Origin of the sequence: Glycomyces albidus, assembly GCF_009451885.1 — a bacterium.
Lineage (GTDB): Bacteria > Actinomycetota > Actinomycetes > Mycobacteriales > Micromonosporaceae > Glycomyces > Glycomyces albidus.
Genome location: NZ_WIAO01000068.1, coordinates 1 through 9,992, shown reverse-complemented (window position 1 = coordinate 9,992; position 9,992 = coordinate 1). Strand labels below are relative to the sequence as shown.

Here is a 9,992-nt window from a genome sequence, read left to right as displayed (position 1 = left end):
CGCATCGGGCCGCCCGGCGCGGCCGGTGCCGCCGGCGGCGGGGAGGGAGCGCGGAACGGGGGCCGCACTGGGTAGGGGCTGGGGGCGGTGCGCTGGGTCGCGGCGCCGGGCCGGGCCGCCGCACCGGGCGTCGTGGCCGGCAGGTGGAGGGTCTCCTCGTTGACGCCGCCCCCGGTAGCGCCTCTGGTCTGGGGCCTTGGGGGCTGGGACGAGGTCATGTTCCGAGGTTCTCCGTCTAGGGATGCCGGGCAGGGTCGCCCCATAGTAAGCGCATCCGGCTCGCACGCCGACTCGGCGGTGACCAATCCGACTATCCGGACACGCAACTGGTTGGGGGCCTTCCCCACATCGTACCGACGGCGACAGGTCCGTGCGGTGCCGCACGCACGGGTCCGGCCGGGATCGCCGCCCTCGCAAGGGCATCGGAGCGCACGGGAGCGCGAAGAAGGCCCCGACCTCAGGTCGGGGCCGCCTTCGTCGGACTCGGTCGCTTAGAGCGCCTTGAGGACGCGCGGTTCGAGGCGGTAGAAGATCCAGCGTCCGAAGAACAGCAGGAAGATGGAGAAGCCGACGGCCACGCCCACCTGGTAGAGGTTCGGCGCGAGCTCGGGGTTGAAGGCCGCGCGGTGCATCGAGAAGACGCCCACGAGCGGGTTCGTCGAGAAGATGTCGAACAGCCAGGGGTTGTCCTTCATCGTGTCCGCTTCGGCGACCTTGCTCACCGGGTAGATGACAGCGGAGCCGTAGAACAGCACGCGCATGACCAGCGGCAGGAACCGCTGCACGTCCTTGAACAGGACGTTCGCTGCCGCGAGGACGAAGACGATGCCCGTGGTCAGCATGGCCTGCACGAGGATCGCCGGCAGCAGCCAGAGGAGGTTCAACCGGAACACGCCGCCGTCGAGCGTCGCCACGATGATCAGGATCGGGAAGCCGACCGCGTACTCGGCGAAGCGCGCGAGGACCTTCGAGACGGGGAAGACCTCTCTGGGGACCTTCATGACCGTGATGAGGCTGGCCTGCCCGCCGAGGGACTTCGCGCCCTCGTTGACCGCCGAGCTGAACCACTGGTACGCGAAGATGCCGGAGACGATGAAGAGCAGGTACCCGGAGGTGCCGGGCAGGTCGTTGCCGCCGCCGAACACCAGGTCGAACACGAACCAGTAGATGAGCGTGAGGCCCAGCGGCTCGATGAGCGACCAGACGTACCCCATGACGGTGGCCTGGTACTTGACGGCGAGGTCGCGGCGGACCAGGACCGACAGCGCGTAGCGGTGCCGCAGGAGCGCGGTGAAGCCGGTCGTCAGCGGGAACTTCCGCTTGAGCGGCTTGACCTCGGCGCGGCGGGACTCGTCGAGCGGGCCCTCCTCGCTGCGCGCGGAGTCCAGGAACGCCGGGAGCTCGGCGGTGTCGTCGAGGTTGCGGCGGATCGGGGACTGGCCGGCCATCGGCATGTCGCGGCCCGGTTCGACGCGGGTCGCGTACGGCGCCTGCGGGACCTGGCCCGGGCTGCCGGCGGCGACGTGCGGCGGCGGGGGCGCGACTGCGGGCGGCGGCGGGGGCGTCTGCGGCTGGAAGTGCTGCTGGCCCGGCTGCGAGGCCGGCGCGGGCTGGCCGTACGGCTGCGGCGGCTGCTGGCCCGGCTGGTGCGGCCCCTGCGGGGGCTGGCCGTGGGGGCGCTGTGGCGACTGGTGGGGGTGCTGGGGCGGCTGGCCGGGGTTGTACGGGGCCTGGGGGGCGCCGTAGGGCTGCTGCGGGCCGCCGTACGCGGCGGGCGGCGCCTGCGGGTGCCCGGGGGGCCCGTACGGGGCGGGGTGCTGCGGCGAATGGGGATTCCCGGGCTGGCCGGGCTGCCCGTAGCCTTGCGGCGCAGGCGGTTGCGAGCCCGGCGCGCCGGGCTGCGGCGGTCCGGACTGCGGCCGGCCCTGGCCGGGTTGCGGCTGGCCGTGCGGCGGCGGGGTGATGCCGGGGGCCGCCGCCGGCGGAGGGCTCGCGAACGCGGCCGATCCGGAGCTCATGGCCCCGGGCGGGTAGCCCGCGGGGGCCGCCGAAGGCCCGGTGCCGAGGCCGCCCTGGGGAGCGGCCGCGTCGGTGGAGTCCGGGCTCCCGTCGCGGTTTCCGGCTGGGCCGGAGACGCCTTCGGGGTGCGGGCTAATCGAGCTCATGCATCATCTCCGTCAGGTGTCGCTCCAGCGCCACCGAGTCCAGTTCACGATGTTCGAGAATCGTATAACGGCCTGGCCGGGTCCTCGGCGCGTAGGCCACCGCTGTGGCGAGCTCCGCGGTGGTCAGTCCGAGTTCGCTCGCGGTGCGCGGCAGGCCGTGCCGCCGCAGCGCCGCGGCGAGTTCCTTGAACAGGGGCTCGTCGCCCCGCAGCCAGGTGCAGATGAGCGCCCCGATCGCGCCTTCGGCCCCGTGGGAGGCGAGGCCGGGGTGGAGCGCTTCGAGCGCGTGCGCGATCTCGTGGCACCCGCCCGAGCAGGGGCGGGACGACCCGGCCATGCTGGAGGCGAGGCCGCCCTGGATGAGCGCGTCGGCGAGGGTGGCCAGGAACGCGTCGTCCCTGATGGTGCCCGGGTGGCGCAGGACCGCTTCGGCGCCGGTGCGGGCGATGGCGGCGGCGAGGCCGTCGACGGGCTCGCCGTTCACCTCGTGCGAGAGCTGCCAGTCGGCGACCGCCGAGAGGTTCGTCAGGGCGTCGCCGATGCCGGACTGGAGCTGGTTCGCGGGGGCCTCGCGGATGAAGTCGAGGTCGGCGAGGACGGCGAGCGGCGGGTGGACCCCGTAGGAGACCGAGACGCCGTCGCGTTCGAGGGAGGCGGTCGGCGAGGCGAGGCCGTCGTGGGCGAGGCTCGTGGCGACCGAGACCATCGGCAGGCCCAGGTCGGAGGCGGCCCATTTCGCGGTGTCGAGGAGCTTGCCGCCGCCGATGCCGACGAGCGCGTCCACGTGGTCGTCGCGCATCCGCCGGGTGAGCTCCCTGGCGCTCGCGAGGCTGCCGGGCTTGACGGTGTGGACGACGGCGTCGGGCAGGTGGTCGAGCTGGTCGGCGATGGTCTCGCCGAGCCCGGGCCCGAGAGCGACGGCGACGCGTCCGCCCGAGGAGATCCGGGAGTCGGCCAGGAGCTCCGGCAGGCGCGCCACGGCTCCCGAGGAGACCTCGACCGTGATCGGGGCGAGGACCGTGCGGGCGAAGGTCGGCACTAGAGCGCTCCGGCCGCGTCCGCTTGGAGGATGGCGCGGGCGAGGGCCCAGTCGGCGTGGTCGTCGACCTCGGTCCACCGGACGGGCCCGGTGGAGACGGTCCCGATGCGCCCGGCCTCGGCCAGGAGCTGGAACGCGTCCTCGTAGTAGAGGGTCGAGTCGCGGGTGAAGGTCGCCTCGAGGGCCTTGGTGAGCTCCTCGGCGACGCCGGCGGGGATGAGGCTGACGCCGATGTACTCGCCGGCGGCGGTCGCGATCGGCTGCTCCTTGTGGATGAGCTCGACGCCGTGGTACCCGATGAAGACCTTCATGGCCTCCTCGGTGAGCTCCTTGTGGTCGTCGAGGGCGAGCAGCAGCCGGGGGTCGGTCTCGGCGGCGGCGAGGAGGCCGCGCTCGACGCTGACGGGGTGGACGGTGTCGCCGTTGACGAGGATCGCGCCGGCGGCGTAGTGCTCGCGGGCGGTCCACAGCGAGTAGGCGTTGTTCCAGTGCGGCTTGTCGTTGTCGACGATGGTCACCTGGACGCCGTACCGCGATTCGAGGACCGGGGCGTGCTCGCGGATCCGCTCGGCCGCGTGGCCGACGGTGATGGCGATGTCCGTCACATCGACCTCGGCGAGGCCGCGGACGATGGTGTCGAGGATGGTCTCGGTCCCGGTGACCGGCAGGAGCGTCTTGGGGAGGCGGTCGGTGTCGGGGCGCAGGCGCTGCCCCTGTCCGGCGGCGAGGATGACGCCTCTCATGTCTGCCTTTCGGTCGGGGGACCGGTTCGGCGCGAACCGGTGTGCAACCCGGCCAGTTTACAAGCCGCGAAAGGGGGGAGGCCCCTGCCGACTGTGCGCCTGCACACGTCGGCCGGGGCCTCCAACTGGGAAGGGACGGCCGGCCGCCCGGTGGCGCCGAGCCGTCGTCGGGCTCGGCACGGGCGGTGACCGCACCCTCTACAACGAGTCGGCGCCGAGGCGGTGACGCGCTAGGACGCGACCTTCTTGGCGAGGTTCTCCGACAGGGTGTCGAGGAACTCGTCGGTGGTCTGCCACTCCTGGTCCTTGCCGATGAGGAGCGCGAGGTCCTTGGTCATCTTGCCGCCTTCGACGGTGTCGATGACGACCCGCTCGAGGGTCTCGGCGAAGCCGGAGACCTCGGGGGTGCCGTCGAGCTTGCCGCGGTGCGACAGGCCGCGGGTCCACGCGAAGATCGACGCGATCGGGTTGGTCGAGGTCTTCTCGCCGCGCTGGTGGGCGCGGTAGTGGCGGGTGACGGTGCCGTGGGCGGCCTCGGCCTCGACGGTCTGGCCGTCGGGGGTCATGAGCACGGAGGTCATGAGGCCGAGCGAGCCGAAGCCCTGGGCGACGATGTCGGACTGGACGTCGCCGTCGTAGTTCTTGCAGGCCCAGACGTAGCCGCCGTCCCACTTGAGCGCCGCGGCGACCATGTCGTCGATGAGGCGGTGCTCGTAGGTGAGGCCCTTGGCCTCGAACTCGGCCTTGAACTCCTCGTCGAAGATCTCCTGGAACACGTCCTTGAACATGCCGTCGTAGGCCTTGAGGATGGTGTTCTTGGTCGACATGTAGACCGGGTAGTTCCGCTGCAGGCCGTAGCGGAAGCTGGCCCGCGCGAAGTCCTCGATGGACTTGCGGAAGTTGTACATGCTCAGCGCCACGCCGCCGGCCTCGGGGTACTTGACGACCTCGAACTCCATCGGCTCGGTGCCGTCGTCGGGCGTGAAGGTGACGGTGAGCGTGCCGGGGCGGTCGACCTTGAAGTCGGTGGCGCGGTACTGGTCGCCGAAGGCGTGGCGGCCGATGACGATCGGCTTGGTCCAGCCCGGGACCAGGCGCGGCACGTTGCTCATGATGATGGGCTCGCGGAAGACGACGCCGCCGAGGATGTTGCGGATGGTCCCGTTCGGGGAGCGCCACATCTTCTTGAGGCCGAACTCCTCGACGCGGGCCTCGTCGGGGGTGATCGTCGCGCACTTGACGCCGACGTGGTGCTCGGCGATCGCGTTGGCGGCGTCGACGGTGACCTGGTCGTCGGTGGCGTCGCGGTGCTCGATCGAGAGGTCGTAGTAGTGCAGGTCCACGTCCAGGTAGGGGTGGATCAGCTCGTCCTTGATCTTGCTCCAGATGATGCGGGTCATCTCGTCGCCGTCGATCTCGACGACCGGGTTCGCGACCTTGATCTTCGCCATGGGTTTCGGCACCTCTCCTTGCGCTTCGCCGCGCGTGGTCGGGACGGGGAGCGGACTGCTCCTAACAGTACGAGCGTACTGGACTCGCCCCGGGGTCCCGCGCCCGGCCGGGGAGTCCTTGGCCACAGGCCCGCGCCGGGGGCGGCCGCTCGGCGGACCGGGCATCGCCCGAACGGGCCGATCGGGCCGGGCCCGGGCCCGGAACCGGGCCGCCCGGCGCCCACGGCCGGGCCGCGGCGTCGCGGAGCGGCTACCGTTCTGACCGCACCCGCCGGAGGGGACCAGGGGAAACGCCCCCTGAAGTTCAACGTAACGATTCCGTCTCAAGCCTGGCGTGCGCCGGGTCACGACGGGTAAGTTCGTTAACTAGAAACAATCTTTCCAATTTGTTTCGGAGCCCTTGTTCATTTCGCGGCGGTACACGCACGCCGCGGACGAGCCCCGACCACGCACGAAGGAGTGCCAGGTGACCGCACCCTCCGTACCCCCGCAGCGCACCGGCGCGGCGGTCGGTACGCCGCCCCCAGCCGCGCGCTCCGTACTCCGACGCGCGTGGAGCTCCTACGCCTTCCGCCGCATCCGCCAGTCCGTGTTCGTCATCTGGCTGGTCGCGACGATCACCTTCCTGCTGATGCACCTCATGCCCGGCGACCCGATCGAGATCATGGCCGGCCGCCTCAACAGCGCCGGCATGTCCCACGAGCAGGCGATGGCGACCGCGTCGAACATCATCGCCTACGACGCCGACGCGAGCGTGTGGGTCCAGTACCTCGAGTTCCTCAAGGGCCTGGTCACCTTCGACCTCGGCAACTCGCTCACCAACCCCAGCAAGACGGTCTTCGAGCACGTCATGGAGTACCTGCCGTGGACGCTGTTCGCCGTGGGCGCCGGCGTCGTCCTGGCCACCGTCGTCGGCCTCGCGGTCGGGATGGCGATGGCCTACCGGCGCGGGTCGGCGTTCGACCACGCCATGACCTCCGTCGGGTCCTTCCTCACCGGCGTCCCGAACTACATCCTCATCGCCGCGGTGATCGTGGTCGGCTACACGATGCTCGGCGTCCTGCCGTTCCTCGACATGCGCGGCCGCATCACCGCCGGCGTCGAGCCGGGCTTCGACTTCGTGTTCTTCGGCGACGCGCTGTTCCACGCGATCCTGCCGATCATCGCGTTCGCGTTCACCGCCACCGGCTCCTTCATGCTCAACATGAAGGCCGCCACCACCGAGGTCCTCACCGAGGACTATGTGACGGTGGCGCAGGCCCGCGGCCTCAAGCCCGGCCGGATCTCCCGCAACTACGTGGGCCGCAACGCGATGCTGCCGATCGTCCCGCAGATCGCCCTCCAGATCGGCACGCTCGTCGGCGGCTCGATCGTCATCGAGCAGATCCTCCAGTACCCCGGCGCGGGCCAGATGCTCATGCAGGCCATCTCGAACCGCGACTACCCGGTCGTGCAGGCCGCCGTCATCATCCTCGCCACCTCCGTGGTGATCGCCAGCCTGATCGTGGACCTGTTCCTGGTCCGCATCGACCCCCGCATCAAGTCCGAAGGGCAGGAGGCGTGATGACCACACTGGACGAAGTGATCGTGAAGCCCCGCAAGCAGTTCGGCGAGACGTTCTTCGGCCGGCTGTGGACCGGCCTGACCCGCTCCCCCGCCGGGTTCGCCGGGACCGTGCTCGTCCTCGCGATCGTCCTCTTCTCCTTCGTCGGGCCGCTCGTCATCGACCAGCACAACCCGACCGACACGACGCAGATCTGGACCTCGCCGTCCGCCGAGCACTGGCTCGGCACCCAGTACGAGGGCAAGGACACCTTCACGATCCTGGTGAACTCCGGCGCCCAGCCGATCTGGGTGGGCACCCTCGCGGCCCTCATGGCCGTGTTCATCGCGGTCGCGCTCGGCTCCGTCGCCGGCTACTTCCGCGGCCGGATCGACGCCGTGCTGCTCCAGCTCACCGACGTCACCGTCACGATCCCGCAGTTCCTGCTCATGCTCGCCGTCGTCGCGTTCTTCGAGGACATCCCGCCGTGGGGCATCTCGATCGTCGTCGGCTCCACCATGTGGGCCTTCCTGTTCCGCTCCATCCGGGCGCAGGTCATGTCCCTCAAGGAGCGCGAGTTCGTCGAGGCCGCGCGCCTCCAGGACCTCGGCGCCGCCCGCATCGTCTTCCGGGAGATCCTCCCCAACATGGCCGGGTTCATATTCGTGAACTTCGTGATCTCGGTCAACCAGGCGATCTACGCGATCGTCGGCCTCTACGTCCTCGGCCTCATGCCCTCGGGCACGCCGAACTGGGGCCTGATGATCCACCAGTCCTGGGGCCAGAACTTCTACCTCAACCCGGTCGCCCTGCCGTTCGTCGTCGCGCCGCTGCTCATGATCGTGCTCTTCACGATCGGGCTCGTCACGATGGGCCGCGGCCTCGACCAGGCCCTCAACCCGCGCCTCCGGGAAAGGTGAGACCATGACCGACCCGATCCTCTCCGTTCGCGACCTCGCGATCGCCTACCGCACCGGCAGGCGCGAATCGGTGACCGCCGTCAGCGGCGTCGACCTCGACCTGTACGAAGGGCAGTCCCTCGCCCTCGTCGGCGAGTCCGGCTGCGGGAAGACCACGCTCGGCCTCGGCCTGCTGCGGCTCCTGCCCGGCCTCGGCGAGATCACCTCCGGCTCGCTCACCTACCGGCTCAAGGACGGGACCCGCGCCGACCTCCTCGCGATGAAGAAGGAGCAGCTCCGCCGCTTCCGCTGGAACGAGGCCGCCATGGTCTTCCAGGGCGCCATGAACGCCTTCAACCCGGTCATCCGCATCGGCGACCACTTCGCCGACACCCTCCGCGACCACGCCGACAACGGGAAGAAGTGGACCAGGGCCGCCGTCGAGGCCCGCGCCGGGGAGCTCCTGGAGACCGTCCGCCTCGACCCCGACCGGGTCCTCCAGGCCTACCCGCACGAGCTGTCCGGCGGCATGAAGCAGCGCGCCCTCATCGCGCTCGCCATCGCCCTCGACCCGCAGGTCCTCGTCCTCGACGAGCCGACCACCGCGCTCGACCTGCTCACGCAGCGGTCGATCGTCCAGCAGCTCCACGAACTGCGGAAGAAGTTCGGGTTCACGATGGTGTTCATCACCCACGACCTCGGGCTCGCCGCCGAACTCGCCGACCGCGTCGCCACCATGTACGCCGGCCGCATCATCGAGACCGGCTCGGCGCGCGACATCTTCTACGCGCCCAAGCACCCCTACACGGCCGGACTCATCAACGCGGTCATGCCCGTCAAGGGCGACCGGCCCGCGCTCGAGTCGATCCCCGGCTACCCGCCCAGCCTCAAGGCCATGCCCGACGGCTGCGCCTTCAACCCCCGCTGCGCCTTCGCCACCGACGAGTGCAGGCAGGACCGCGTCCCCCTGGAACTGCTCACCGACCGCCCGCTCGCCATGCACCACTCGGTCGCCTGCCTCCACCACGACCAGGTGGGCCTCCCGCGCTCCGGCGGCGCCGCGGGCGCGACCCCGGCCGAGAAGGAGAACGCCAATGTCTGATGCTCCTCCCCTGCTGCGCCTGCGCGGCCTGGAACAGGTCTTCGACACCAAGAAGGGCCCCGTCGCGGCTGTCGGCGGCGTCGACCTCGAAGTCAAGGCCGGCAAGGTCCTCTGCCTCGTCGGCGAGTCCGGCTGCGGCAAGACCACCACCGCCCGCGCCGCCGCCGGCATCACCCGGCCCACCGCCGGCGCCGTCGAGTTCCGCGGCCGGCCGCTCACCGACATGAGCGCCGCCGAGAAGACCGCGTACCGCCGCGCCGTCCAGTACATCCACCAGGACCCGTACGCGGCCCTCAACCCGACCCGCACGGTCGCGTCGACCCTCACCGCGGGCCTCAAGCGCCACGGCCTGGTCAAGAACCGCACCGAGGCGCGCGCCAAGGCCGCCGAACTGCTCCAGCTCGTCGACCTCACGCCCCCCGAGTCCTACCTCGACGCCTACCCGCACCAGCTCTCCGGCGGCCAGCGCCAGCGCGTCAACGTGGCCCGCTCGCTCGCCATGAACCCCGAGCTGCTCATCTGCGACGAGTCGACGTCGATGCTCGACGTCTCGATCCGCGTGAGCCTGCTCAACACGCTGGGGCGGCTGCGCGACGACCTCGACGTCGGGTTCCTCTTCATCACCCACGACCTCGCCGTCGCGAAGTACTTCGCGTGGGACGGCGAGATCGCGGTCATGTACCTCGGCAAGGTCGTCGAGCACGGCCCCACGCCCGAGGTCATCGGCAACCCGCAGCACCCGTACACCAAGGCCCTCATCGGGGCCGTGTGCGAACCCGACCCGGACCTCGCCCGCGCCAACCAGGCCGCCGAGCAGCTCCGATCCGCCGAGATCCCGTCCCTCACCGACCTCCCCGCCGGCTGCGCCTTCCACCCGCGCTGCCCCGCATACGAACCGGGCCTGTGCGACAGCGCCGTTCCGGCCCTTGAGGGCGCAGCCGTCCCGGCCCTTGAGGGCGCGGCGGCACCGGCCCTCGCGGCCGCCGGCGCGAACGGCGGCGGCCCCGGCCGCCGCGTCGCCTGCCACGTGGTGGCGCGCGACCGGCGCCG

The 9,992-nt window shown here is 71.0% G+C and carries 8 protein-coding genes and 1 pseudogene; 4 read left to right on the top strand and 5 right to left on the bottom strand.

The genetic code is table 11. The features are described from left to right. The 5 genes and pseudogenes from GFD30_RS27365 to GFD30_RS25700 all read right to left on the bottom strand — a co-directional run. A pseudogene (locus GFD30_RS27365) lies at positions 1–218 on the bottom strand (hypothetical protein); the annotation flags it as partial. Positions 219–491: 273 nt separating this feature from the next. Continuing rightward, a complete protein-coding gene (locus GFD30_RS27360) occupies positions 492–2,165 on the bottom strand; it encodes an ABC transporter permease (protein ID WP_227997119.1) in 1,674 nt (557 codons plus the stop codon). Then, the gene (locus GFD30_RS25710; RefSeq protein WP_322633624.1) at positions 2,152–3,204 is read right to left on the bottom strand and encodes an iron-containing alcohol dehydrogenase family protein; all 1,053 of its coding nucleotides are present in this window, start codon (positions 3,202–3,204) and stop codon (positions 2,152–2,154) included. The genes GFD30_RS27360 and GFD30_RS25710 overlap by 14 nt, the downstream gene beginning before the upstream one ends. Beyond that, a complete protein-coding gene (locus GFD30_RS25705; protein WP_153028001.1) occupies positions 3,204–3,947 on the bottom strand; it encodes a phosphocholine cytidylyltransferase family protein in 744 nt (247 codons plus the stop codon). Before GFD30_RS25705 ends, GFD30_RS25710 begins: the two co-directional genes overlap by 1 nt. 230 nt (positions 3,948–4,177) lie before the next feature. Next, entirely contained in the window at positions 4,178–5,398 is a 1,221-nt protein-coding gene (locus GFD30_RS25700) for an NADP-dependent isocitrate dehydrogenase (RefSeq protein ID WP_153028000.1), read from the bottom strand. A 466-nt stretch (positions 5,399–5,864) separates the two neighbouring features. Here GFD30_RS25700 and GFD30_RS25695 point away from each other — a divergent pair, with 466 nt between their 5' ends. The 4 genes from GFD30_RS25695 to GFD30_RS25680 form a co-directional block, all read left to right on the top strand. After that, positions 5,865–6,962: an ABC transporter permease gene (locus GFD30_RS25695; RefSeq protein WP_153027999.1), complete on the top strand. Its 1,098-nt coding sequence runs from the start codon at positions 5,865–5,867 to the stop codon at positions 6,960–6,962. Continuing rightward, on the top strand, positions 6,962–7,861 hold the full coding sequence (locus GFD30_RS25690; RefSeq protein ID WP_153027998.1) for an ABC transporter permease: 900 nt from the start codon (positions 6,962–6,964) through the stop codon (positions 7,859–7,861). The genes GFD30_RS25695 and GFD30_RS25690 overlap by 1 nt, the downstream gene beginning before the upstream one ends. Positions 7,862–7,865: 4 nt before the next feature. After that, the gene (locus tag GFD30_RS25685; protein WP_153027997.1) at positions 7,866–8,942 is read left to right on the top strand and encodes an ABC transporter ATP-binding protein; all 1,077 of its coding nucleotides are present in this window, start codon (positions 7,866–7,868) and stop codon (positions 8,940–8,942) included. Beyond that, a partial coding sequence (locus GFD30_RS25680) for an ABC transporter ATP-binding protein (RefSeq protein ID WP_153027996.1) occupies positions 8,935–9,992 on the top strand: 1,058 nt, incomplete at its 3' end. The genes GFD30_RS25685 and GFD30_RS25680, both read left to right, overlap by 8 nt.